Origin of the sequence: Vibrio sp. YT-15, assembly GCF_033337445.1 — a bacterium.
In the GTDB taxonomy this organism is placed as follows: domain Bacteria; phylum Pseudomonadota; class Gammaproteobacteria; order Enterobacterales; family Vibrionaceae; genus Vibrio; species Vibrio alginolyticus.
The window spans coordinates 518,516-543,394 of record NZ_JAWOQR010000002.1 but is presented as its reverse complement, the minus strand read 5'-3'; the positions used below and the strand labels follow the sequence as shown (position 1 = coordinate 543,394).

The 24,879-nt window shown below is 45.3% G+C and carries 27 protein-coding genes and 1 pseudogene; 10 read left to right on the top strand and 18 right to left on the bottom strand.

The features are described 5' to 3' along the window. Positions 1 to 168: 168 nt before the first annotated feature. The 13 genes from R7D93_RS06655 to sctW all read right to left on the bottom strand — a co-directional run bounded on the left by R7D93_RS06655 (position 169) and on the right by sctW (position 11,008). A complete protein-coding gene (locus tag R7D93_RS06655; protein WP_005388171.1) occupies positions 169 to 1,140 on the bottom strand; it encodes a TAXI family TRAP transporter solute-binding subunit in 972 nt (323 codons plus the stop codon). Positions 1,141 to 1,345: 205 nt separating this feature from the next. Further along, positions 1,346 to 2,350, bottom strand: coding sequence for a type III secretion system translocon subunit SctB (gene vopD / locus R7D93_RS06650; RefSeq protein WP_213868252.1), 1,005 nt, complete (start codon positions 2,348 to 2,350; stop codon positions 1,346 to 1,348). A 10-nt stretch (positions 2,351 to 2,360) separates the two neighbouring features. Then, on the bottom strand, positions 2,361 to 3,560 hold the full coding sequence (gene vopB, locus R7D93_RS06645) for a type III secretion system translocon subunit VopB (RefSeq protein WP_225496956.1): 1,200 nt from the start codon (positions 3,558 to 3,560) through the stop codon (positions 2,361 to 2,363). A 7-nt stretch (positions 3,561 to 3,567) separates the two neighbouring features. Next, positions 3,568 to 4,053 (bottom strand): SycD/LcrH family type III secretion system chaperone VcrH, encoded by a 486-nt coding sequence (gene vcrH, locus R7D93_RS06640; RefSeq protein WP_005377258.1) that lies wholly within the window; start codon positions 4,051 to 4,053, stop codon positions 3,568 to 3,570. 12 nt (positions 4,054 to 4,065) lie between these two features. Further along, positions 4,066 to 5,889: a virulence-associated V antigen gene (locus R7D93_RS06635; protein WP_282572859.1), complete on the bottom strand. Its 1,824-nt coding sequence runs from the start codon at positions 5,887 to 5,889 to the stop codon at positions 4,066 to 4,068. 10 nt (positions 5,890 to 5,899) lie between these two features. Further along, entirely contained in the window at positions 5,900 to 6,184 is a 285-nt protein-coding gene (locus tag R7D93_RS06630) for an LcrG family type III secretion system chaperone (protein ID WP_005395092.1), read from the bottom strand. Between the two features lie 60 nt (positions 6,185 to 6,244). Continuing rightward, on the bottom strand, positions 6,245 to 6,658 hold the full coding sequence (locus R7D93_RS06625; RefSeq protein WP_053304394.1) for an LcrR family type III secretion system chaperone: 414 nt from the start codon (positions 6,656 to 6,658) through the stop codon (positions 6,245 to 6,247). Continuing rightward, positions 6,658 to 8,784, bottom strand: a complete 2,127-nt coding sequence (gene vcrD / locus R7D93_RS06620) for a SctV family type III secretion system export apparatus subunit VcrD (RefSeq protein ID WP_086013006.1) — start codon at positions 8,782 to 8,784, stop codon at positions 6,658 to 6,660. Before vcrD ends, R7D93_RS06625 begins: the two co-directional genes overlap by 1 nt. Continuing rightward, positions 8,768 to 9,109 carry a type III secretion system chaperone VscY gene (gene vscY / locus R7D93_RS06615; RefSeq protein WP_005377248.1) on the bottom strand — a complete coding sequence of 114 codons (342 nt, stop codon included), beginning with the start codon at positions 9,107 to 9,109 and terminating at the stop codon, positions 8,768 to 8,770. The genes vcrD and vscY overlap by 17 nt, the downstream gene beginning before the upstream one ends. Positions 9,110 to 9,114: 5 nt before the next feature. Further along, positions 9,115 to 9,492, bottom strand: a complete 378-nt coding sequence (vscX, locus tag R7D93_RS06610) for a type III secretion system protein VscX (RefSeq protein ID WP_005377246.1) — start codon at positions 9,490 to 9,492, stop codon at positions 9,115 to 9,117. Next, positions 9,489 to 9,863, bottom strand: coding sequence for a type III secretion chaperone SycN (gene sycN, locus R7D93_RS06605; protein WP_137282051.1), 375 nt, complete (start codon positions 9,861 to 9,863; stop codon positions 9,489 to 9,491). Before sycN ends, vscX begins: the two co-directional genes overlap by 4 nt. Beyond that, complete coding sequence (locus tag R7D93_RS06600; protein WP_005377239.1) at positions 9,850 to 10,134, bottom strand: TyeA family type III secretion system gatekeeper subunit; 285 nt, start codon at positions 10,132 to 10,134, stop codon at positions 9,850 to 9,852. The genes sycN and R7D93_RS06600 overlap by 14 nt, the downstream gene beginning before the upstream one ends. Continuing rightward, the gene (sctW, locus tag R7D93_RS06595; RefSeq protein ID WP_225496954.1) at positions 10,115 to 11,008 is read right to left on the bottom strand and encodes a type III secretion system gatekeeper subunit SctW; all 894 of its coding nucleotides are present in this window, start codon (positions 11,006 to 11,008) and stop codon (positions 10,115 to 10,117) included. The genes R7D93_RS06600 and sctW overlap by 20 nt, the downstream gene beginning before the upstream one ends. Positions 11,009 to 11,194: 186 nt before the next feature. On the opposite strand from sctW, the gene vscN reads away from it, so the two are divergent. From vscN to R7D93_RS06545, 10 genes and pseudogenes are all read left to right on the top strand, one after another. Further along, a complete protein-coding gene (gene vscN, locus R7D93_RS06590; RefSeq protein ID WP_137282053.1) occupies positions 11,195 to 12,517 on the top strand; it encodes a SctN family type III secretion system ATPase VscN in 1,323 nt (440 codons plus the stop codon). Continuing rightward, positions 12,514 to 12,975 (top strand): type III secretion protein, encoded by a 462-nt coding sequence (locus R7D93_RS06585; RefSeq protein ID WP_005377236.1) that lies wholly within the window; start codon positions 12,514 to 12,516, stop codon positions 12,973 to 12,975. The genes vscN and R7D93_RS06585 overlap by 4 nt, the downstream gene beginning before the upstream one ends. A gap of 9 nt (positions 12,976 to 12,984) precedes the next feature. Then, on the top strand, positions 12,985 to 14,196 hold the full coding sequence (locus R7D93_RS06580; RefSeq protein WP_225496952.1) for a type III secretion system needle length determinant: 1,212 nt from the start codon (positions 12,985 to 12,987) through the stop codon (positions 14,194 to 14,196). Continuing rightward, on the top strand, positions 14,193 to 15,161 hold the full coding sequence (gene vscQ / locus R7D93_RS06575; protein ID WP_213898670.1) for a SctQ family type III secretion system cytoplasmic ring protein VscQ: 969 nt from the start codon (positions 14,193 to 14,195) through the stop codon (positions 15,159 to 15,161). Before R7D93_RS06580 ends, vscQ begins: the two co-directional genes overlap by 4 nt. Continuing rightward, positions 15,158 to 15,808, top strand: coding sequence for a SctR family type III secretion system export apparatus subunit VscR (gene vscR / locus R7D93_RS06570; RefSeq protein ID WP_005377232.1), 651 nt, complete (start codon positions 15,158 to 15,160; stop codon positions 15,806 to 15,808). The genes vscQ and vscR overlap by 4 nt, the downstream gene beginning before the upstream one ends. Positions 15,809 to 15,821: 13 nt before the next feature. Then, positions 15,822 to 16,088, top strand: a complete 267-nt coding sequence (gene vscS, locus R7D93_RS06565; RefSeq protein WP_005377227.1) for a SctS family type III secretion system export apparatus subunit VscS — start codon at positions 15,822 to 15,824, stop codon at positions 16,086 to 16,088. Next, complete coding sequence (sctT, locus tag R7D93_RS06560) at positions 16,085 to 16,870, top strand: type III secretion system export apparatus subunit SctT (protein ID WP_137282056.1); 786 nt, start codon at positions 16,085 to 16,087, stop codon at positions 16,868 to 16,870. The genes vscS and sctT overlap by 4 nt, the downstream gene beginning before the upstream one ends. Before the next feature lie 15 nt (positions 16,871 to 16,885). Beyond that, the gene (vscU, locus tag R7D93_RS06555; protein ID WP_225496950.1) at positions 16,886 to 17,935 is read left to right on the top strand and encodes a SctU family type III secretion system export apparatus subunit VscU; all 1,050 of its coding nucleotides are present in this window, start codon (positions 16,886 to 16,888) and stop codon (positions 17,933 to 17,935) included. A 102-nt stretch (positions 17,936 to 18,037) separates the two neighbouring features. After that, on the top strand, positions 18,038 to 18,748 hold the full coding sequence (locus R7D93_RS06550) for a helix-turn-helix domain-containing protein (RefSeq protein ID WP_213871878.1): 711 nt from the start codon (positions 18,038 to 18,040) through the stop codon (positions 18,746 to 18,748). 106 nt (positions 18,749 to 18,854) lie between these two features. Further along, positions 18,855 to 19,756 (top strand): annotated as a pseudogene (locus R7D93_RS06545) (DMT family transporter). Between the two features lie 89 nt (positions 19,757 to 19,845). Here R7D93_RS06545 and R7D93_RS06540 read toward each other — a convergent pair. The 5 genes from R7D93_RS06540 to R7D93_RS06520 form a co-directional block, all read right to left on the bottom strand. Further along, positions 19,846 to 21,324 (bottom strand): CesT family type III secretion system chaperone, encoded by a 1,479-nt coding sequence (locus R7D93_RS06540; RefSeq protein ID WP_158173932.1) that lies wholly within the window; start codon positions 21,322 to 21,324, stop codon positions 19,846 to 19,848. Between the two features lie 9 nt (positions 21,325 to 21,333). Further along, the gene (locus R7D93_RS06535) at positions 21,334 to 21,792 is read right to left on the bottom strand and encodes a CesT family type III secretion system chaperone (protein WP_225496948.1); all 459 of its coding nucleotides are present in this window, start codon (positions 21,790 to 21,792) and stop codon (positions 21,334 to 21,336) included. A gap of 230 nt (positions 21,793 to 22,022) precedes the next feature. Then, positions 22,023 to 23,000 carry a type III secretion system effector VopR gene (vopR, locus tag R7D93_RS06530; protein WP_005387142.1) on the bottom strand — a complete coding sequence of 326 codons (978 nt, stop codon included), beginning with the start codon at positions 22,998 to 23,000 and terminating at the stop codon, positions 22,023 to 22,025. Positions 23,001 to 23,010: 10 nt separating this feature from the next. Beyond that, positions 23,011 to 23,457, bottom strand: a complete 447-nt coding sequence (locus R7D93_RS06525) for a type III secretion system chaperone (protein WP_053304389.1) — start codon at positions 23,455 to 23,457, stop codon at positions 23,011 to 23,013. 255 nt (positions 23,458 to 23,712) lie between these two features. Continuing rightward, on the bottom strand, positions 23,713 to 24,876 hold the full coding sequence (locus R7D93_RS06520; RefSeq protein WP_225496946.1) for a VopS family T3SS effector adenosine monophosphate-protein transferase: 1,164 nt from the start codon (positions 24,874 to 24,876) through the stop codon (positions 23,713 to 23,715). Between the last annotated feature and the right edge of the window lie 3 nt (positions 24,877 to 24,879).

Sequence of the window (24,879 nt, the reverse complement as noted above, 5' to 3'; positions counted from 1 at the left end):
GCTAATGAAACCATTTTGATCACAAAGTGCTCGGATGGAAGATCCTGTATCACGCTCCTTCGTCGCTGTACAGGATGACGAGAAATAGAAATATGCCACTCGCAGTTAAACGAGTGGCATTGTTCGAGAAAGATGGCGTTTTACATCAATAATAAGAGAAAGTAACGCTTACTTAATCAGCCCTACTTCTTTGTAGTATTTGAGCGCACCTGGGTGAAGAGGCGCAGATAAACCGTCTTTTACCATTTCCTCTTTCTTCAAGTTTGCAAACGCTGGGTGGAGACGGCGGAAATCATCGAAGTTTTCAAATACCGCTTTAACCACGTTATAAACCACATCTTCTGGTACAGCAGTAGAGGAAACAAACGTCGCGCCCACACCAAAGGTTTGAACATCACTATCTGTGCCACGATACATACCACCTGGGACATTTGCGACACGATAGAAGCTGTTGTCTGCAACCAGTTTTTCTACATTAGGTCCAGCTACCGTTACGATATTACTATCACACGACGTAGTGGCTTCTTTAATCGCTCCACTTGGGTGACCAACGGTATAAATCATCGCATCAATTTTGTTATCACAAAGTGCTTTTGATTGCTCTGCTGCTTTTAACTCAGAGACAAGCTTAAAGTCGTCGTTACTCCAACCATACTGGTTCATTAGCACTTCCATAGTACCTCGCTGACCAGAACCAGGATTACCAATGTTGACGCGCTTACCTTTCAAGTCATCAAAAGTTTTGATGTTCGCGTCTTTACGTGCAACGACAGTAAACGGTTCTGGATGAACGGAGAATACGGCACGCAGCTCTTTAAAAGGCCCGCTTTCTTCAAACTTACTGGTTCCTTTGTAAGCATGATACTGCCAGTCTGATTGCGCGATACCGAGGTCCAATTCACCAGCACGAATAGTGTTGATGTTATAAATCGACCCCCCAGTACTTTCTACCGAACAACGGATACCGTGATCTTCTCGCGATTTGTTAACCAAGCGACAAATAGCGCCACCAGTCGGATAATAAACCCCTGTTACGCCACCGGTACCAATCGTGACAAACGTTTCCTCCGCAGACGCAGAAAAGCCTGTTGTGAGTGCCGCTAAAGAAGCAGCAAGTGCGATTTGCTTAAACTTAAACATTGAACATCCCTTTTACTTGTGTTGATGACCGTTTAAGTATAGCAATCGTTAACAATTTGATAACGTTTGAGTTCTCATCCTTGGTGGTTGATTTATAGATATATACTTTTTTATCAACTTAACCTACTGATAAATAGCATTTAGACTTGAATCCCATAAAAAAAGCGTTGTATAAACAACGCTTTGTAGTTAGTGAAACGGATGGTTACACCGTTGGGACTGATGCTCGCCACGCTTGGTTCTGGCTATCTGAGATAGATCGGAACAAGTCACGTAGTTCTTTCAATAAGCCTTCTTGGAAACCAATGTTTTCATCGGCTTTCTGTTTGGCTGCTTGTGCGCGAGTCGCTTGTACTTCATCATCTTTGCTGCGCGCTTGCGCTTTGGTTTGCTCTACATTCGATGCTGAGTTTGCCATCTGGCCCAAAGCTTGAAGAATCGCGTTCTTCGCTTGGTTTGAGCTCATCAACTTATCGAACTTACGGCCACCACTTGTCAGCTGCGCTGTCGTGTCTGCGATATTGTCTTTCGCTAGTGAGTGCGCACGCTTAACCTGATCTTGCTGCGTTTTAGACAAGCTATTGTTATTTAATAACTCTTCTGCTTGATCGAAGCCAGCTTTTTGCGTTTTAAGTACATTATTGCTCGCCATTTCATTCTTGATTTCTTTCCCTGCTTTGAAAGAACCAAGGGCACCAATAATTGCGGTAGCACCCGCTAGTACACCCGAAACGACTGCCATCGCGATCATCGCGCTTGCCGAGTTGTTTAGTTCTGCCGCTTGGCTTTCTAAACTCGCGACGTTTGCTTCAACAGCAATTTCACGTTGTAGCACTTGCTGCTCACGGCTCAGCTTTGATACTTGATACAACAATGTTAATAGCGTCAAAGATTGTGATACCGCATCTGATGGTGACTTGATCACCTCCTCACCGTTAAGCGCTTTCATCGTTGTGCTCATTAATGAGTTCACCGTCGGTGCAAGAGCGCTCATTAGGTTTGCAACAACTTGAGCTTGGTTACTCACTGTAGGAGCTTTAGGTGTCTCTAACTGGTAGCGTGCTGCACCAGAAACATCTGACTCACTTTGGCTTTTAACGGCGCCCGCTTCAAGCTTTGTTTCCGGCGCTTTTTCTGCTTTGTTGGTTTTAATGGTATCGCCTAAACCGTATAGTTCACCACGACCCGTTCCGCCTACTTTATCTAGCATAATAAACTCCTTATACCGTTGCAGGACGGCTTAACACCGTTTGCATAGTTTCACTTTTCGCTTGAATCATTTGCATGATGAGGCTCATCAACTCTTGGAAGTCTTCCATCAACTTACCAATCTCTTCTTTGAGCTTATCAATGACAGCCTGGCTTAACGTCATTTTGGCTCGAAGGTCTGTGATATCAGCCTGAATCTCTGTCACGTGAGCATTGTTAGCAGCATGGACACTGTCCGTTGCGCCTTTACCCACATTGACGGCAAGATCGACGGTTTCTGCGCCATAACGAATCGCTTTCGCTGTTGTTGTCGCAGCTTTTGTGCCCATATCCGCCACTTTCGCCATGTTTGCAGCGGCTTTCGTAGCGATTTCCGTGACCTTTTGAGCTACCTTACCAGCACCTTTTGCTGCAAGTTTCGCGATACCGCCAGCTGCTGCACCACCAAACGTTACAACAGCTCCAATAACCGCGACGGCGATTTCTAATGCCATTACGACTTTGTTTAGCACATCGACATTTATGCCCGCTTCTTTTAGCGCATCTTGAACGGCTGGCTCTTGCAGCGCCATGCTCACTGCTCCCATAACGCCACCAGCGATCATAAGTGCACCGGCTGCTGCACCAACACCCGTTGCCACCATTACGGCACCAACAACAATAGAAACCACCGCACTGATCCAACCAAAGATCTTCGCTGCTAAGCCTGATTTTTGGGCTTCTTTTGCAGCGGCTTCCGATTCTTTGATTTTGTCTTGGTTTTCCACCATCTCTTTTTCGTGCTTAGCTTTTGCGACCTTCACTTCCTGAATTTTCAGCTCGTTTTGAGCACTTTTCAGTTTATCCGTGATAGCAGCAAGCTCTACTTCAAAATCATCAGCAGATCCTGCGATGATTTTGACGGCAATCGAACCTGTTTGGTCTGCAACTGCATGGAGAGATTTTGCAATGGTATCGACGATCTTTTGCAGCTGTGCCATGGCTTTTAGCGTCAAATCATTCACTTTGTCACTAACAGCTGCGTTAGGTGCATCTAACTGAACTTTTACTTTTCCGGTGTTCAGTACATCTGCATCTTTACTCTTCACGTTTTCTACCGTCACAGAAGGCGTCGCTGTAGACGCCGTTTTCTGCACGTTATCTAACGTGACTTGGCCAGATTCAGGGCTATAAACCTGTGTCTGGATGCGGTCAAGTGCAATAGAACTCATAGTCTAATTACTCCTTTTTATTTCTCACCGCTTCTAACATGATGCCTGCACGCTCATGCAAATCTGCATATTGTGATTTTCCGGCAGACATCTCCTTCGCGCTGTAAAACCCACTCTCTGCTTCTGTCAGTTGTTCCAGTTTAAGGTGACATTCAGCAGAGTGAAAAGGTGGGCGTGGATCATTTACGTCCACTAGCGCTGCGTAGCTGTAGGCGTCTATTGCCTGCAGATACTCACCCAACTCCTGACGAGCCGCGCCAAGGCCAATGAAAAATCGCGCCTGATAATGATCAAGCATGCTGAGTAATTGAAATACTTTCGCTGCTTGCTCAATCTTTCCCGATTGGAAAAAGTTGTAACCTACGGCATAAATATGTTCGATGGTGTCCTGAGACACATCGTGCAACATTTTTAACGTGCCTCCCTCTTCCAAAAAAGACAGCAGTTCTTCTGCTTGCATTTGAGATGGATCGGTCGCGTTTGTTTTAGTCATGGTTGGTTATCCTTAAATGGCTCGTAGGATTTCTTGTAAAATACTGTGGTACTTCTGAACAAACTTGTTCATCGCTTCAACGGTCGAGTTGTATTGAGAACTGGTGTCGTTCAGCTCAGTGGTTTTGATTTGCACTTCATCGTTAAGCAACTTGGATTTAGCACTGACAGAACTAGAAAAATTAGACAGTTTTTTCGACTTCTCTTCGTCTTGGTACGACGCACCATCACCGATAGTAATACCTTGTGTTTGAAGGAAGTCTCGATGGTTTGTTATTTTATTATCCGTCAAATACTTGTACTCAGGTGAAGCTTCAAAATCCGTTTGATTGCTGTAGTTAAAGTCACTCGCTTTGAAGTTACTTTCTGGATATCCCGGTTTATAAACCCCATCAACACTTTGCGTAGAGTGAATTTTTGATTGCACAACACCAAAAACTTTAAGCTGTATTGTGAGATCCTCTAATGCCTCTTTCTGATCATTACGTTTCTCTAAACGGTTAACACGACGCTCATTTAGCGCAAGCAGCACTTGCTCATCAAAACGGTCTCCAATGCTGGACTCAACAACGGCCAACAAATCACGAGCCGTTAGAGAGTGCTCTGCTCTCACCTCGCGATCCGCTTTCTCTTTATCGGTGATATTGAGTAGACGCTCTTTCAATGCCCCTAAGTTCTTGCGCAATGCCTCGTATCGCTCAGTAAATGAAGCCCCGGTAGATTCACCTTTTACTATTTTTTCAAACTGTAATCGGATATCTCGTTCGGTGTTTTCTTTGATCAAATTAACTTGAGCTGCCGTTATTTGTGTCTTTTGGACATCGGCTATCGCTCTGTCCTGGTAAAAGTCGTCGATTTCTATATTTGTTAAACTCACCGCGAAGTTGGCGAACAAGCTAGAAAGGGTCAAAGGCTCAGTTCCACCAATAACAGTGTTAAGTGCTGCTTTTAGATTGTTCGTTCCACTCGCCTCACCATAAGCTGCGCTATATTGGCCTTTCACTTGAGCGGCCATTTCATCTAACGCTTCTTTAAGCTGCTGTTTAGAAATACCAGGAGTCCAGGTAATTCTGCTAGCTAGCGCACTTGCGTCATCGGTGCTTAAAGTAATACCGATGCCTTGAAAACTACTTTTTAATTGAGCTGAGACTTGAAGAGCGAAACTCTCTTTAGTCAACAGAAAATCCGAGCTCTTCAGTTGCGCGAGATTAACGGTACCTAAGCTACTAAAGGCATTGCGAAGAAAAGAAATAGAAGCATCTCTCACTTCACGGGAGCCCATTTGATTAGCAAGCTCTGCAACAAAAAGAGAAATTTCTTTGGTGGCATTAGCCAGACCTGTCTCGGAGAGGTTGGCGATCTGCTCCGCTTGGTTACTCTGAGTGCCCAGATTAAATTGACTAACAAACTCAGTAGATAACGAGCTATCTACGTTTTCCGTCAGTAACTTACTAAACCAAGACTGAAACTGATTTGATAGCGTTTGGTTTGTTTGAGCATTAAACTCGGCTGCGGTTAATTCACCATCTGAGTTAGCACTTTGTAGCGACTTTAGCCAAACAGATGCGGTGTCGGTCAATGATATACCAGCAAACGCGTTATTTTTCGCTTTTAGGTTTTCAAGCGTATCAACATAAAGCGCGATGCTTTGTGATTCCGTTTGTCCCGAGATAGTTGGCAATGAAGAGATTATCGAGGCAAGTTGCTGAGTCTCTGCTTCACCCAGTACAGGGGTAAATGCCTCTATCAAGTTTTGTTGGAAAGTGGGTAATGGTGCACTACTCGCAGCTGTGTCTGTTGCTCCTGTCGTAGAGCCAGTCGTTTTCATATTCGTCATTTCCAAACCTCTAAATCATCATGCCGCGCATCACTGTGGGACGCTTTCTGCGTTTACCTGACGTACCTTGTAGCTGATTTTGTTGTTGCCGGCGGCGCTGGACTTCGTCTATTAGCTCTTGCTCTGCACGTTTCATGGTATCTACTGGCGCTTTTATGCCGCCAAGTAAAACATCCCCCGCAACAGGACCAACACCTAAGCCTTCCAATAGCTCGTTAAAAATATCGGTTCTGTCTTCAGCTTTTCTAATGGCAAGCTCAGCGTTCTCAATCGCATCGGTAAACGGTTGCTTCATCTTGATTCCTATCTTAAAGCGGGTCATCTCATCGGTGCTGTCAGTAACAGTCGTGAGTTTTTACTTTTTCAACTTTTTCAAAGGTCTATAATCTGCTAGGCGTAAACAGTACCAGTCGTCTAGCTCATCATGGCTTGCACCGCATGCTTTTAGATAGAACTGTGCCAATCGCTGGCTGCTCATGTTGCTACCACGTAACACATCGACGTTGCCGCGAATGACCCAATCGGAGGGATAAAGTTGAATGGCATGTTCAGCCAAGAGAAATAAGCCGGCAAAGGGGTTACTCAACCCCAATTTTGGACGAACGCGTTTCAGAAGAACGATGATGATTTCACCGTCCTCCACCCGAAAAACGAGCTCTAAGCCCTCAACTTCAATTCGATAACCAAGTTGAATTTCACTTTGTTGCCAAAAGTATGGCGTCACTTCGATCCCCGCTTGCGCCAGCGAGAGTATTAGTTTTGTTTTCATTACATCCCCACCCTTCCCAGTGGCTGAATATTGATTTGCTGGGTTAGTTCTTGAAATGACAAAACGGGCAGATCGTAGTATTCCGATTCAATAAGCTTTCGCACATATCGGCGTACATCCATAGACACAACTAGCACAGGTTTATTCGGCATGCGGCTTAAGTCACCAATGGTCTGTTTCACATCACTGACAAATTGTTGCGTTACTGACGGATCTAACGCCAAGTAACTCCCTGCTGAGGTTTGACGAATACCGCTGCGTATTGTGTCTTCGAGATTTTGATCCAATAAGTAAGCGGGCAACATGTTTTGTCCGCTTGCGTATTTGTAGCAAATGTAACGTTTTAAGCTGGAACGAATGTACTCCGTCAGCTGTACAACATCTTTCTCTTTTTGGCCCCACTCAACCATCGCTTCCAAGATCACGCGAAGGTTTCGGATAGAAATGTCTTCAGAAACCAAGCGTTGCAAGATTTCCGTCATTTTTTGCAACGGAACAATACGCTGGGCCTCTTTGACTAGCTCCGAATAACTGCCTTCCATCTGCTCCAACAGATAACGCGTCTCCTGAATACCAATAAAGTCTTGTGCGTACTCCTTGAGAACATGAGACAAGTGGTACGTTAAAATCCTGTCGGGTGTGAGAAAACCGACATGACTGGCTACGAGTTTTTGCTCATAACTCTGTGCCACCCAAATGCTAGAAATACCGGGTAGAAAATCTTCATCTTGCTCATAAGGCACGCCTAATAAGTCGATCTGCTCATTCCCTTCTGTCACCAAGAGTTGGTCTTTTACAATTCGTCCTCGTGCAACCGGAACTTCTTGTAACTGAATTAAATACTCGCCATTTTGCATCCCCTCGTTAAAACGCAGGTGGATACCCGGGAAAGGCACGCCGAGGTCGAGATATAGTGCGCGCCTCACCCTTGCTAGCTCTTCATTTAATGCGACCGCTTCCAAGCTTTCCTGAAGGCTCGCGTCAAGATCAATCAACAGCGGGACCGTCATGGCGAACTCTTCTTGCTCACCTAACTTACCTTTACTGTTTCTAGAAGGCGTAGGTTTGCTTGGCTTCGCTGCTGGCGAACCGGCCCCTTGCGAAACAAAGCTTGATAAGTCGGTGCTATCTGATTCAGCTTGTTTTTTCTGTTGATAGAAAAGGAAGAAACCACCACCACCAACCACGGCGGCCAAGACCAGAAAAGTGATTTTTGGAAACCCAGGGATGAGTGCGAACAGCACCAAAAGCACACCACCAATAAGAAGCGCTCGTGGCTGAGCAATCACCTGCCCACCAATATCCGATCCAAGATCAGAAGAGTCTTCATGGGAAACACGCGTCACGATAATACCGGCGGTAATCGCGATAAAGAGTGCCGGGATCTGCGATACCAAACCATCGCCAACGGTCAAAATCGCAAATAACTCAAGTGCTTCAGAAGCACTCATGCCTTTTTGCGTTACCCCGATCGTGACGCCACCTAAGATGTTGACCACAATGATGACCAGACCCGCAATGGAGTCGCCTTTAACGAACTTCATCGCGCCATCCATCGAGCCATACATTTGGCTTTCTTTTTCAATCAGTGATCGTCGGTGCCTAGCTTCGTGTACGTCAATTACTCCGGCACGCATGTCACCGTCAATACTCATCTGCTTACCAGGCATCGCATCGAGTGAGAAGCGCGCACTAACTTCTGCTACCCTTTCTGAGCCTTTGGTGATCACCATAAACTGAACAATGGTAATGATCAGGAACACAACAATACCGACCACTAAGTTACCGCCCACAACGAAGTTACCGAATGTATAAACGATTTGACCAGCATCGCCTTGTAGCAAGATCAAACGGGTTGTCGTGATAGATAAAGACAGACGAAACAATGTCGTGATCAATAGCACCGCAGGAAACGCAGAGAACTCAAGTGGCGTGGTGATGTAAATCGCTAACATAAGCAGCACCACCGCAATGCTCATGTTGGTGCCAATCAGCACATCCACCAGTGCGGTAGGAAGTGGCAATATCATCATAAAGACGATCGCGAGTAACATCACCGCAAGCATGATGTCTTTGCGTTGCCCTACTTTGTTTAGAATATCGATCAACTTATTCATGTGATTCACTATTTAAAGATTGCAGATAGCGTCGGTGCGCTTGACGGGCGCCATCGACGTCATTTTGTTTCCAACGCGCTTGGCTTAAACAAAACCAGAGTCCTGCCGAGTCAGGATGAAGGTCGGATTTTAATAAGTGCTCACACACCTCAATCGCCCGGGTATATCGACCACTTTGTAAACACGCCACAGCAAGTGTTTGCATCGCCTCTTTGTGCTGCGGTTCTATTTCTAGAACCGCATCGAGAATAGAAATGGCATGCTCTGGCTTTTGGTATTGAACTTGTAGCGCAGCGTGAACAAGTAAGAGTTCAATGTCTTTGGATCTCAACATGTTGGTTAGACCTGGATAAGGAGATTGAGCGCCATAGTGAGGTAACGCTGATCAAGTTGTGTACTTTGTAGCGTTTCAGATGCTTTGATAAAAGAAGCGGAGCCTGAATCCTGTGCAAGAACTTGCAGCTGAGCTAACGTTTCATCAAATTGTTGACGGTATTTTTCTGGACGCAACAACTCTGAGTGCAGCAGCTTGGGCTTAGTTAACGCGATGAGATATTGGTCTGAAGGCCGGAGGTCATAGAGCTTCTCTAAATGTGTAGCGACCGCCTGACCATCAGGAAGCAATTGAAATCGCTCTGGGAAATCGGCCTTAACTTCACTATGAGTAACATGCGTAAAGGCTTCGATGCCTACGTTTAAAGTGCTGACTCGAGTCATGAGCCTGCCACATCGTTATGTAGACGAGCCAAAAGCGTAAACGCTTGCTCTAAGGTCGGAAGTGTTACTTCTTCTCCATTTAGCCTTGCTGAAAAAACCAGAGTTTGTTCATCTAACAAGCCGGTTTTAATTTCGAAAGGCCAGCCTTGATCGGCATGACACAAACACAGTGCACTTTGAATCATGTCACTGGTTTGATGCCAAGATAACGCTCGGGACAACATCAAGAATAACTGCTCACCCTGTCGCTCAATATGCAGCGTACCACTTTGCTCAAAATCCAGCTGCACCCGTCCAGCTGATGAGAAATCGACGGCATCGAGCCCCATTCCTCGGCAAAATTCATCGACGGATGCATCAATCCAACTCATCTTCCCACGCTTCCTCTTCTTCTATATCAATGGCTTCGTCTAGCGCCTTTTGTACCGCTTGGATTAAATTCTGTCGTTGTTCTTCATCGGCGAATACGTCAATTGGGATTGCGCGAACTAACTTATGGAACTCTCGAAAAAAATCGATTTTTTGTTCTACCGCCGTCAATTCCATTGCGTTGGCGACTTTCCATATCTCATCACTGCTTACCCATCGCTGCTCTACCAACGCAATCACATCAGCCATCAAATTAGAAACTTGATAAGCCATAATTCGTCTTTTCCGGTTTAAACATTTGGAACAGCTGACTCACACGATCTTGCAACGTATTTAGAGTTTTGAGTTTTTGCATATCGGACATCAACCACTGCAACTTAACCGAATCGATACTGCTACCTTGAACACTAAGATCTGCACTCATGCCTTGCAGCATAAAGTCAACAGCGGTCGATACCTCCTGCTCACCAAAGCGCGCCACAACATCTTGATAAGCCGCGCCGAGCCCTTGATAACTATGAACGGTATCGCGGTAGAAGCCGCGCAGCTGATGCAAAGAGCTAAACTCTTGCTCTTGGCTGTATTCATCAGCAAAATTTGAGACACGGATTTCCGTATCAATTTGAGACCATGTATCTGGGTTTTGCTCGATTCTTAGAAGTGCTTGGTCAATCAGCGCTAGTAGGTGTTTACTTTCTGGACTCGCACTCAAAAACTTTTTAACGGCTTTTAGCGCGAGGTATTGATGGCTTTTCTCCTCGGAAAACCCATTCAAGTAGGCTTGTAATTGCGCGATGGTCGAGATATTTCCTCCCGCCATTTTTGTAGCCAAATCTTTGATCTTTTGATTCTTTTCAAGATCAGGGACTTTTCTTAAATAGTCCGAAACGAGTTCATGTGCTTCATTAACTCGAACACCACTGTCTTTCACTTTGCGCTTGGTCAGATCTTTCTCTGCTTTTTCGGAACCGAGTGAAGTGAGTTCTTCCATCGCATCAAAAAGTGATTGTGTGGCATTGTGAACACGGACGGTTTCACCGCGATAATTGCCTTTTTGTGAAACGTCGGGGAGAGACGATTCCAACCCGTTTTGGATAGACGCATCAAACTTTGGATTTGTTGCGATATGATTGTTGATAATACTCATTCACTTGCACTCCTTCCGCACAATACAGGCGAATTATAGGAAGTGCGCTTTGTTGAAGCTGTCAAAATCAGACGTGTTTTTTTAGTGCACTTTCAGTTTTCTAAAAACTCCCGACTGATATTCACTATAAATTGATTCTTATACTTTCTATCCTCTCAGCATCAATCATTGCGCATATTTTTTACCTTGAACGATTTCTCATACATCACTGATATCCAACAATCTGCGATTAAACACACGCGTTTGATCCAAATTCGCGGGCGCGTTACACAAGTCACCGGCACCATTATCAAAGCTGTCGTCCCTGGCGTTCGTGTAGGTGAACTGTGTGAGTTGCGTAATCCCGATCAAACTCTGTCTTTGTTAGCGGAAGTGGTTGGCTTCCAGCAGCATCACGCTTTGCTCACCCCGTTAGGAAATATGTTTGGGATTTCCTCAAATACAGAAGTAAGCCCAATGGGTAAAATGCACGAAGTGGGTGTTGGCGACCACCTGTTAGGTACAACGCTTGACGGGCTTGGGCGTCCTTTCGATGGCACGCAAAGTCAGGAACCAAGTGCTTGGTATCCTGTTTATCGCGATGCGCCACCACCAATGCAACGTAAACTAATTGAAAAGCCAATCTCTCTTGGCGTTCGATCCATTGATGGGCTACTGACCTGTGGTGAAGGTCAGCGCATGGGTATTTTTGCAGCGGCTGGCGGGGGTAAAAGTACCCTACTGGCAAAACTGATTCGCTCCGCAGAAGTTGACGTGACCGTTCTCGCCTTAATTGGTGAACGCGGACGCGAAGTGCGCGAGTTTATTGAGCATGACCTAGGCGAAGAAGGAATGGCCAAATCGGTTTTAGTGGTCGCTACCTCTGATCGCCCAGCAATGGAGCGCGCCAAAGCCGCTTTTGTTGCCACTTCTATCGCAGAATATTTTCGTGACCAAGGTAAACGCGTGCTACTGCTGATGGATTCTGTAACGCGTTTCGCCCGCGCACAGAGGGAGATTGGACTAGCCGCAGGCGAGCCACCAACACGACGTGGCTATCCGCCTTCCGTTTTTGCCGCTTTGCCAAAGCTGATGGAACGAGCTGGACAATCAGACAAAGGATCAATTACATCACTGTACACCGTGTTGGTGGAAGGTGACGACATGACAGAGCCTGTCGCGGATGAAACTCGCTCCATTTTAGATGGGCACATCATTCTCTCGCGCAAACTTGCGGCAATGAACCATTACCCCGCCATTGATGTACTTCGGTCAGCAAGCCGAGTGATGAATCAAATCGTTGAACCCGATCATCAGGCGTCTGCTGCTCATATTCGCGAAATGTTAGCTAAGTATGAAGAAGTTGAGCTGCTAATCAAAATTGGCGAATACCAACATGGCGCAGATAGCCTAGCAGATATGGCCATTGCACAAAGTGATGATATACGCGCCTTTTTACGCCAAGGCACTCATGAACCAAGCGATCTTGATGGCGCTATCGCTCAACTTAAAGGGATGGCGAAACAATGATAGAACGTTTATTAGAAATCAAAAAAATTCGCGCTGACCGTGCGGATAAAGCCGTCAAGCGTCAAGAATACCGAGTGTCAAACGCCGCAGCACAGGTTCAAAAGGCCGAACGTTCTGTCGCGGACTATCACGTTTGGCGCCAGGAAGAAGAAGAGCGACGTTTTGCTAAAGCAAAACAACAAACGCTCGTTCTCAAAGAGCTAGAAACATTAAGACAAGAAATCGCGTTGTTAAGAGAGAGAGAAGCCGAACTTAAACAACGTGTGGCCGAGTCAAAAAAAGCGCTTGAAATCGAACGCTCGGCACTTAAAGAAAAGCAAAAAGAGGCGCGACAAGCCCATAAAACCAAAGAAAAATTCGTTCAGTTGCAGCAACAAGAAGTCGCGGAAAAATCGCGAGAAAGGCAATACCAAGAAGAACTCGAACAGGAAGAGTTTCGCACTGTCGACATTATCTAAAGGTTCACTATGCGCATTACCCCAACAACTGAAACATCGAATACGCTGCACAAATCAACGCCGGAACAAGTGCCTCTCGAGAAGGAGGCCGAGCTTCAATCACAATTCGAGCATGCAATGACGAAGAAGCCTAGCAAGGGAAAGGAGTCTATCGTTGGGAATCCCCAAAAAAATCATACTGGCGAAGAAGACATACCGCTAAGGCATAAGACATCTCAAGGTCTAGATAAGAAACCTAACTCATCGAACCAAGAAGCCAACGCTGACAAAAACACCTCCACTTTAAAAGGTAAAAGTGACGTCGTCACTAAGAGAGATATAGAGAAACCGCAAGACGACGCAGCAAATAGCGAAGAAATAATTAGCGAAAACAATAAATTGCTTAAAAATGATGGAAAAAACGATGGCGACACAGTTCTAAGCTCCCCTTCTACTGAGCGTGTTGATCCTCACTTTCAAGCTCAAGCTCATTTGAAAGATGATAAACCGACGCCGATGGATAAACATACCTCGCCGGATTGTCTCTCTACGTTTGAATCTGGCTTGCTTCCCCAAAGTTCGACAGAGACAGAGCTCGCTCTATATGGGATTAACATTGTTGGCTTAACGAAAAAGCAAACTGAAAAAACGCACAATAAGCGTGCGACTCCGCCGCTACAGAATACAGGCAAACGACCAGACCAAACTGGTGGCCTGCCTGAAACCAAGCCTCTTGAAAAAATCGTGACGAAAAGCGCACTAGTCACCGTTAAAACGGATGAAGAAAAAGTGCCTTCTCAACCCTTTGCAAGTGCGGTAACACAAGGCGATGTCATCCTAAAAAGTGTTGCTTCGCAGGCTCAACCAAGCCCAACGCGAGACGTAAACCAATTACTCCAGCAATTGGTGGACAAAATCTATGTTGCTCTGCCAACCGTATCGGACAACAAAGAGGTTCGGCTGTTTCTAAGTGAAGGACAATTAAAAGGTGGTGAGATCCACATCAAGTTGGACGCTCAAGGGTATAGCGTGACGATTCGACAAGAGCATGCCCTTTCCATTATTAGCCAGCAAGCTAGACAAGATCTTGCTGAACGGCTAAACCGATTCGGTGGTGAGCAGCCACTTCGCTTAGCGATCAGCGAACAAACTCAACAGCTCGATCAACAACAACATGAACAACAACACTCACGCCAACAACGCAGCGTGTATGAAGAATGGCAAGCGGAGAATGACCTATGACGCCGTTAATAATCCCCAAAGTGGATGCAGAAAGTATCGCGCTCAGCAATCAACTTTGTGCAAAACAGTGCCACTTCCAAGGGACTGATGGTCAGAGCGTATCGATTACTGTTGCTCAAATCCCTTCATTTGAAGGGTTCCGTTTAACCACGTTGATTGGAGGGCAAACCCTACAAGTAGACTTTTCTCGTGCGCAGCTCCAACATTGGCTGAAATCGACCTTAAATGCTACTGCGTTTGAGTCCCTGCCTAACTCCCTCCAGTTAGCACTTTTGAGCTCACAGATAGAACCGCATAGTGAGGCAATCAAAGCGCTATTTGGTCAGTTACCCATTCTTAGTCAACTACAGCCGTTAGAGGCGAGCCAGGCCCAAGAGCATGCTTTAATGTTAACCCTCAATAAGCCTAACGGCTCTCTTTGTTTGTGGGTTAGCGAAGGATCAGACGTGTTGTTGGATGCGCTACCAAACAGCGCTGCTCTACAAGCTCGACACCTCGCTTTACCTGTGTGGTTAAGTCTTGGAAGGACCCATTTGACGTTAAGCGAATTTAATTCGCTCGAGCTGGGAGATGTCATCTTTTTTGACGATGGTTACATCGCCAAGCAACAAGCCATTTTTCAAGTATCTAACCAGAATCTCTGGCGCTGCCAGCTAGATGACCAAACTCTTCACATTATTGAAAAAGAAACCAATATGAATGACGTAAACGCTTCAGAAATGTTAACCGACCACCAGCAACTGCCTGTGGAACTCACGTTTGATATCGGCCATCAAACCATCACGCTAGAACAGCTTAACCAGCTTCAACCAGGGTACGTATTCGAGCTAAACCAGCCTGTATCTAAGCCGGTAACATTGCGTGCCAACGGCAAAATCATTGGTGAGTGTGAACTGGTTAATGTTAACGAACATTTAGGTGTGCGCGTACTGGAGCTGTTCGGTGGCACGCAGGAGCCAGCATGATCCAGTTACCCGACGAGCTCAATCTCATTGTCAGCTTAGCACTGCTGGCACTGATCCCATTTATCGCCATGATGGCGACGTCGTTTGTGAAACTCGCCGTTGTATTCTCACTGCTGCGTAACGCTCTCGGTGTACAGCAAATTCCGCCGAATATGGCGCTTTACGGATTGGCCATCATTCTGTCAATTTTCATCATGGCTCCCGTCGGGTTTGAAACCTACGACTACGTAAAGCAGCATGATATCTCCCTTGAAGATTCTGCAAGTGTAGAAGGCCTCATTGAAAGCGGTTTACAGCCTTATCGAGAATTTTTGAAAAAGCATATTCGGGAAACCGAAGCCATATTCTTCACTGATGCTGCACGCACATTGTGGCCACAGAAGTACGTAGACCGTTTAGAGTCGGACAGTTTATTGCTCTTACTGCCCGCATTTACCGTCAGCGAGCTTACTCGCGCTTTTGAAATTGGCTTTCTGTTGTACTTACCGTTCATCGCTATTGACCTAATTGTGTCGAATATCCTACTCGCGATGGGGATGATGATGGTATCGCCAATGACGATTTCCCTCCCCTTCAAATTGTTGCTTTTTGTCTTGCTTGACGGCTGGACAAAGCTCACCCACGGCTTAGTGTTGAGTTACGGTTAATCACGGAGAAAGTATGCATTCTGCTGAAATCATTCATTTCACGACTCAAGCATTAACCCTAGTGTTGTACTTGTCATTACCGCCGATTTTAGTCGCAGCATTGGTTGGTACATTGGTGTCGCTTATTCAGGCGTTAACTCAGGTCCAAGAACAAACGTTAGGCTTTGTGGTCAAGCTTATCGCGGTCATTATTACGCTGTTCGTCACAACGCAATGGCTAGGGGCAGAGCTCCACGCCTTCGCCTCGCTTGCTATGGATAAAATTCCTCAAATACGATGAGTTATCACGACTTACACCAGGCTTTATTTTTGTACAGCCTGACGTTACCTCGGTTAATGGCGTGCTTCATCTTTTTGCCTATTTTGAGCAAGCAAATGCTAGGCGGCACCATGGTGAGAAATGGTGTGCTTTGCTCACTCGCGCTGTTTATATTTCCGATGATTAATCAGCAAAGCTTGCCCGCAGAAACCGACGGCATTTGGCTGATAGTGATTTTGGGTAAGGAGGTATTAATTGGGCTGTTGATAGGGTTTGTTGCTGCTATCCCCTTTTGGGCGATAGAAGCGGCCGGTTTTCTGGTCGACAACCAACGTGGGGCTGCCATGGCAAGTATGTTTAACCCAACGCTAGGCTCACAATCCACACCAACAGCCGTGTTGCTGACCCAAACGTTGATTACCCTGTTCTTCTCTGGCGGGGGCTTTGTCACTTTTATCTATGCGTTATTCAAAAGCTATACATCTTGGCCGATTGTGGACTTTTTCCCAACCGTTAGCGACGCATGGGTGAGCTTCTTCTACGCGCAATTTGAACAGCTTATGTGGCTTGGTGTGTTGATGTCCGCTCCACTAGTGTTGGCAATGTTTCTTGCTGAGTTTGGTCTGGCGCTTATCAGTCGTTTTGCACCGCAATTGAATGTTTTTTTCCTTGCCATGCCAATAAAAAGTGCCATCGCGAGTGTTTTACTGATCGTGTATCTCGGAATAATGATGGATCACTTTGAAGTACAGTTTTACGGCATTACCCGATTCGCAGAACAACTCAATACCATTTGGCAATAACGCTTAGGATTCTTTATGAGTGCAGAAAAAACAGAGCAACCCACCGCAAAAAAGTTACGCGATGCTCGGCAGAAAGGTCAGGTTGCCAAAAGCCAAGAAATCGTATCGTCTGCATTAATTTTGGCGCTCATAATTGTACTGTTTGCGTTCGCCGATTATTACATGTCGCACATCTCAGCGCTTATTCTCCTACCAAGTAAGCTTGCTTATCAGGGTTTCCAAGATGCGCTAGTCGATGTCGCTATCGCCATCGCAAAAGAAATTGCCTATCTACTCGCTCCGATTATTCTGGTTGCTGCACTCGTCGCCGTCTTTTCCAATATGGGGCAGTTCGGATTCCTATTTAGTGGTGAATCCGTTAAACCCGACATCAAAAAGATCAATCCCGTCGAAGGGGCCAAACGCATTTTTTCCCTCAAGAGTGTGATTGAGTTTATCAAGTCGATCCTTAAAGTCTCTCTTCTTTCCTGCATTATCTGGGTGACATTACGCGGTAACATCAACGCTTTAATGCAAATTCCAACTTGTGGGCTAGAATGTGTCCCGACCATTACTGGCGTCATGATTAAACAATTAATGATTATCTCTTCGGTAGGCTTCATCGTCATCGCTGCCGCAGATTTTGCGTACCAGAAATTTGATCACACGAAAAAGCTCAAAATGAGCAAGGACGAAGTGAAGCGCGAATACAAAGAGATGGAAGGCAGTCCAGAAATAAAAAGCAAACGTCGTCAGTTGCACCAAGAGCTACAAGCCTCCAATCAACGCGAAAACGTTAAACGTTCTAATGTATTAGTTACAAACCCAACACATATCGCGGTTGGCCTTTATTACAAGAAAGGCGAAACGCCCCTGCCCGTCATCACTTTGATGGAAACCGATGCGGTAGCCAAACGTATGGTCGCAATCGCTAAAGAGGAAGGCGTGCCTGTGATGCAAAAAGTCCCTCTTGCTCGTGCACTATACGCCGACGGCAACGTCGACCAGTACATCCCAAGCGATCTTATTGAAGCAACTGCGGAAGTGCTTCGTTGGTTGGCCTCGTTAGAGTCCGAGGCGGACTAACAAACCACATCCCATTCAAGATCGGGGCTTACAACTGCCCAGCTTTCAACCTCGATACTTTCAACGCTATAATGCGGTATTCTTTAACTGTATGTTGTTTTTATGAAATCTAACTTAAGCATTCGCTCCTACACGAAACGTATGAGCCGACATACTCATAGTGATTATCATCAACTGGTGCTTCCTCTCCAGGGCAACATACATATTGATATGGATAGTTATGTCGGAAAGGTGGCGGTTGGCGACTGCATAGTCATCCCCAAAAGTTGTGCCCACGGTTTTAATGCCGAAGAGTCATCACGCTTTATTGTTGCGGATATGACCACTTTGCCCACTCATTTGATGGATAATAGTGTGGCTGTGTTTTCGATTAGCCCGCCTCTACTGAGCTTTATCCAGTTTGTCGAAAAGCAACTTGAGTATCAGGTTAATGATGAAATTGAAAACTCAATGGTTGCAACCTTCTATCTGTTGCTAGAGCAGCAAAAGCGGTCTCGCTCCGTAGATTCGCGTATTCGAGATGTACAGGTTGTGATCGCCGAGCAGCTTGATCAGCCACTCACCATTGCCTCATTAGCGAATGCCGCTTGCTTGAGTCCGACGCAGTTTAAAAAGCTTTTTAAAGAGCAGCTAAAAGTGAGCGTCCATAAGTACATTACACTACAACGTATGGAAAAAGCCAAAGCACTACTGACTCATACAGACCTTCCAGTTCAGTTGATAGCTGAACGAGTTGGCTATAGTGACCTTTCCGCGTTTAGTCGACGGTTTTCAATGCATTTTGGTATGTCTCCTAGAGAGTTTTCCCGATAGTCACTAGAATAGTCTTCTGGAACAAGTATTCCGTCTTTTCAGCACAAAAATCTCTATCGCTTTCTTTTATTCTTTCTACCCTAAAACAGCCATTCACTAGGTAGAAATTACAGTGTTAAAAAAACATTTCACCGACTATCAATTAGGAACTTTATCCATACTTTTTGCTTCAACCCTGTGGGGAACGACGGGCACCGCTGCCAGCTTGGCACCGGATGTCAGTGCTCTCGCCATTGGCGCATTTTCTATGGGTATTGGTGGATTTATGCAAGCATGTCTGTCTGCGAAGTCACTGAAGAGAGATTTTCGAAAAGTCGTACATAAGAAGAAAACGTTACTGGTTAGTATTATCGCCTTAGCCACCTACCCACTGGCTTTTTATTCATCAATGCGATTCGCCGGTGTGGCTATTGGTACGGTTGTTTCTATCTCCACTGCACCTTTCTTTTCTGCTTTGTTAGAGTGTCTCTTTAGCCGAAATCAGACCATAACCAAGCGCTGGATGATGAGTTTCGCAATCGGGGTCATTGGCATTACCTTGTTGCTGGCTTCTGAGTCATCCGCAAATAGCTTATTTGATCAGGATATGAAGCATTGGGGTGTATTACTTGGCCTATTGGCAGGTCTGACGTACGCCATTTACTCATGGGGAGTAAAGGCTATGATTGACCACGGCATTGAATCGCAAACGGCCATGGGAAGTGTTTTTGGTATTGGTGGAGTTTTGCTTCTACCAACACTTTTCATCACGGGCGATAATCTATTTGCATCATCAACTAATACGACGGTCATGCTCTACATGGCCTTGATTCCAATGGGGTTAGGTTACGTCGCTTTGGGTTTGGGCTACGGTTTGTTACAGCCAGTGGAGCTAGCATACTCACGCTATTTGAACCTGTTATCGCAGCCGCACTAGCAGTTGCGATTGTTGGGGAAGAAATTTCTTTCATTGGTTGGGTTGGTATAACGTTGACACTTGTGTGTTTGTTTCTTCAGTCGAAAAGTTAAATTCAATGGAGATGAGCCAGCCCCAAAAAGTAACGCTGACGGTAGATAAAGTAAGGAGCAGCACCTACTCCCTACTTTACCATTTGAAATTACACCCAGCCTTCTGCCAAGTACATCAATCGCAATTGACTTGGTGAGCCTAGTTTTTCTAGCGCATCTAATTGGACGTCACTCAGGTTTGGGCATTTATCAAGATAAACCCGTCCGTTTGCTGCATCTAGGGGGAGCTTGTAGGTGAGCTTTTCGTTGATTTTACTTGCTTCCCCTTTATCAATCGCTCGAACAGCTGGCATGAGCCAATCCCAATCTTCTCCTAACAGTTTTTTAAACGCCCCGTTAGCAATAGACTCGGTTTTACTTGGTGCATCCTCTGGGCTTAGCTTCAAGATAGAGTCTACGTCAGGAACCAAGTGCTCACTTGGCTCTGAACCCAACATCTTTTTCAGTGTTAATCGAGCGGCTTCCATCTCTTGTGCCTCTTTAGGCGCTTGAGGAGAAGTCATTGCAGTATTCTCCTTAGGGCCAAGGTACGCCATTAATGCGCGGACAGAAGCCGGATCTTGCATACTGAAGGTAAAGTCTCCTTTTGCATTGGAAACTTCAAGTCTAGGTAAAACACCAGACATTTCGCCTTGCATAAGTTGCTCTTTTACTTCCGTATTTAACCCGTATGCCCCAGCTTGGTTCGCCACAAAGCCACCGCCGCTCATGATAGCAGTCGTTGCCGCAGAACCGATTGCCTCTTTTGCTATCGGTGTGACGCCCACCGTTGCTACAGAGCTAACACCGAACGTGCCCAGGCTCCCCGTCGCCATACCTAACGTAGCTCCAATGCCACCTTCAGCCGACAGTATCGCATGACCTTGAGCCAAGGTTTGCTGCATCGGCATAGAAAGACGTTGATCTCGCCCTGGCAGCTGTGAAATTTGTTCTAACTGATGATGGTAAGCCTCAGCATCACCATTTACGGCCGCTTTGTGCAGCTCTCGACCTGTAGAAATCAATAAGCCAACACCAGGTAATGCCAAGTTAATAACGGCGTTCACACCAGAACCTTTTAGCTTTTCTTTGCCCATCTGTAACAGTTCAGCAGCGAAGCCATCCATTTTTCCTGGATACTGGGCTTCTAAACTCACCTGCATACGCGGATCTTTGCTGATCGCATCAAACGTATTTTTAAGCTGCTGGTACGCATCGCTGCTCACTTTTATTTCATCCAATAGGCTGACAACTTCTAAGATTTTACGCTCAGTAAGTGGCTCACCGCGATAGCCTGAAGGACTCACTAGGGAGTAAGCCAACAGCGCAACCTCAGGTTTTTCTTGCTTAAGTAGCGCCTGCTTTAAATCAAGGTGAGTTTTGATGTTTTCTTGGAAAAACTTAGTGTATTTGCTTCTCAATACGCCTTCGTGAATAGAAGCAAACTTATGACCTTTGTGGAATGTGGAAGGTTCTTTTACTTCACCTCTTTTACTGATCACTCGGTCATCTTTTTGCGCAGCAACTGCACGAAACTGTTCTAGATCAGGTACTGGGCTTTGACTGATTTTTTGTGTTGTATTAACCATTTTTCTCTCCTACACACGAAGTGATTGAACATGAGCTTGTTCATGATTAAAGGTGGTTGGAATCGCTTGATCCAACATTGCGAAACGCGCTTGCCACAGCTCGGCCTGTTCAATAACTTCGTGAAACCAAGCGGTAAGGTTCGTCGTATTTAGATGCTCAACGGGTTTACGTCCTGCTAAGACAAGCTGTCGACCATTTGGAGCTAAAGCAAGTGCGAGGTTGCCACTACCAATTCCTTGATAGTTAGCATGAGCAAGAAGCTCTAAACCTTTTAGTCGTTGTTCACCGGATTTTTCTAACCCTCCGAACGTTACAGACAACATCAAATCATCCGTATCTGTCGCAATGAAATACAACATGTAGCGATCATCGACCAGTAGCTGACAACGTTCATTTTCTTCAAAATTCAGTTCGGGCAACTCATTGAGTTGGCAAAACTCCAAGAGCAGTTGTTGAATCGTGTTCATAACTTTTTCCTTTTGTTTCAATAACTCTATTGAACAACGATTGCAGATTGAACGATGTCGGTAATGGCTTTATTTTTGTCACTTTTTCGCCTTCATTGTGAGGTTTTCCGCAGAAATCTCGCTCTAAAATCGAGTTGCCAGAGTAATAAAAAAGAGCAGCTCAGAGCTGCTCTTTCAATAAAGGTTAGATGCTTAGCATGGTGTATTTGCTCACTTCTTTTGCAGAGTGACTAACCCAGTTTATGGCTATCAAAAATGACTTCTGTTGGCGGGAACATATTCGAAACAGGTGGTCGTTGTGCATCTCCAAACATTGGTGCACCGAATGCAGATGTCGCCCACGGGTCAACAATTTTCACATCCTTACTCCACGTTGATGGATCTTTTATGTCGCTCCCCTCTTGTCGACCAACCAGTACATAAAGGTGTGTACCTGAATGACCCTTTTTAAACGCAACCACTTCTACTTTGGGTTCACTTTCAGGTGTTCCTGACATGCCTTGAATCATCTCAGCGGCGGCAGCAAAAGCAAATGTAGTACAGCAGCCGGCTTTCGCGGTTTGTACTGCCTTAGCAATGTTCTGTAGAGTGCTTAATTGCGGTGCGGTTCCTCTTTGTGCTGCAGCTTGAACTCCGTTTGCGGACATCGTCGCTCGGTGATCTTGCATGATTCTCGCTTGATCCGCGTGAAGCTCTTTTAGTCGTGGCTTTCCTTTTGTTTCATAAAACTGTGACCCCTTAACACCGAACGTATTTAAGTCCGTACAGGCAAAATCACCAAGCTTTTGAAGGTTGGCTTTATGTTCGTTGATAAGCGCGACACTCGATGAGGCTTTATTGGTTTTGGAAGAAAAGGCTGCCGTTTGTGCAGTGGGCCAATTTGAGCTTGGGCCAGACGACAATCTCTCAAGATTTTTCAGGCTCCCAAGCGTTAACTTATTTTCACCGTTCAACACATTTTTCAGCATCAGCTTCGCAACATCTTTAGGAATACCCTGCTTAGTAAGCAGGTTCACTACAATATCTTTCGCTTTATTCTGGTGGCTAATACGCGCGCTGATACTTTTATTTTTTGGTGCGCCCTCTTTAACAAAAATATCTTTACCGTTGTGTGCTCGAACCTCTTTGTCGTCAGCTTGATTTTGTGTCGCCAAATGTGACGTTAACTGACTCAACGAGTGCATTTGCGATGTATTAATATTGACCATGTGTGATGCCTTAAACTTGAATAAATGCGTGTACGTCTGTTTGGCTAAAATCTACAACCGTGTTGTTTTGAAATAACTGTCCCCAAGTATCAACTAATTCGTTCAACTGAATGATTAAGTTAGCAATGTTGGTGAGTTCACTTCCAGTCGCGATAGCAACTTGAAGAACAACGTCTTTGCGTGTTGGATTCACACAAAACTGCACACCACCTGTTTCTCGATACAAAAAGTTGTATTCAAGTAAAACTTGAAGTTTATCTAGCGTAATATCATCTTGTTCTATAAGCAGGTTTTTGGAAATCAATAACTCGCCTTTTTCCTCTACGAGCAGAACATCGACACTGTTGTTTTCAGCAAAATGCAGTGACCACATTTGATCGTCATACGCTGTCACGCGCTCAAGGTTCAGCACTTCTCCCAGCTCAGAGAGAAGCATATTAATCTTTCCTGTATTCATGTTGTGTCCTGTCTAATTTATTATAACTAAGTGACATCGATATATTTGTTTCAGCGAAGCCACTTGGGTATAACGGCTCATTTAAATAAGCGAATAAGGATAAAAGAGATTTTATGGTGAGATAGAAACCGACACTTTATTTCAACGTCTCATTTTTATTGCTATTAGCCGTTTTATTGAGAAGAAAAATTAAGGTTAAGCTGGAAAATAAAAGAGCGGCAATCGCCGCTCCAAAAATTAAATAGAAGTAAAAAATCACTTAATACCGTGAAGGCTATTTTCTGCATCCATAGCTAAAGGATTGAACGAGTCGTTACGAAGTTCTGCTATCGCGTATAGCATGCGCCCCATGCGACCATTTCCATCGGTAAAGCCATGGTACCCGATAACTCCGGCGAACAAATGTTTACCTAAGTCTTTATCTTCTACAGGGTTCTCTTTCAAAAAGCCTTCAATGTGCTGCTTTAACATGCCCTCACCGCCAATACTTGAAGGCAAAGTACCACCCGAAATATTTGGCCCTCGGTAATCACGCTCAACATTAGGCACCAATCGAGCGTGTAGCTCTTTTAGGTTTTCCATATTCAATAAATCTTTACCATTAGACGCGTATTCTTTCAGTAAAGACGTAATATTTTCGGCATCGTTTCCTTTAGAGTTAGAAGCATTAATGATCCACGCCGCAGCTCTTTCAACATTATTGGTTACGCCACTTTTGTTAAACGCATCCTCCGCCAGTCCTTCAGCGTATACACCTTGGCTTAGATCGGTGCTTGCTAGACCTTCGATATGACGTTGTGCCGATTTAAGATGCATCACCTCCATATCAAACACCGCTTGCATTTGATTAATGCTAGCTGCCGGGTTTTTCTGCGCTGCAGATACACCACCTCCGTAGTCTTTTACTACACGTCCAGCAAGCAACTTCGCTGCACTTTCGCCAATCAGTGATCTGAGGTTTTTACCAGAATCGGTTTCTAACATTGCCTCTGTCATCGCTCGCTCAGCTAACTGGTTTAGCTCAGCAGAGTTCGACTGAACTGATTTACTGTCTAACTTCGCAAAGGCATTTAAGACATCTGATGCGGTTTTTATGCTTCCATCTTTGAAGAACATTTGTCCATGCTCAACAGAAGAAGCAGCTTGTAAACGCTGAGCTTGTCCTTGCTCATTATCAAATACGGCTTTTGTAAGGGCTTTCGCTACCGATTGTGGGCTACCTTCGCGAAACAGTTTTCCTGTCGCTTCAAAAAATCGCGCTACTGCACCATTCGTAGGATTGGCGCGAGTAAATTCTTGGGTCGCTGCGTTGATTTGGTATTCTTTGCCACCAATACTCAGCTTACCTTCGTTAAGTATCTCGTTACGAGCTTGCGGCATGGCGGCCTGCAACGCGCTAACACTTCCAAAACTGATCATGTT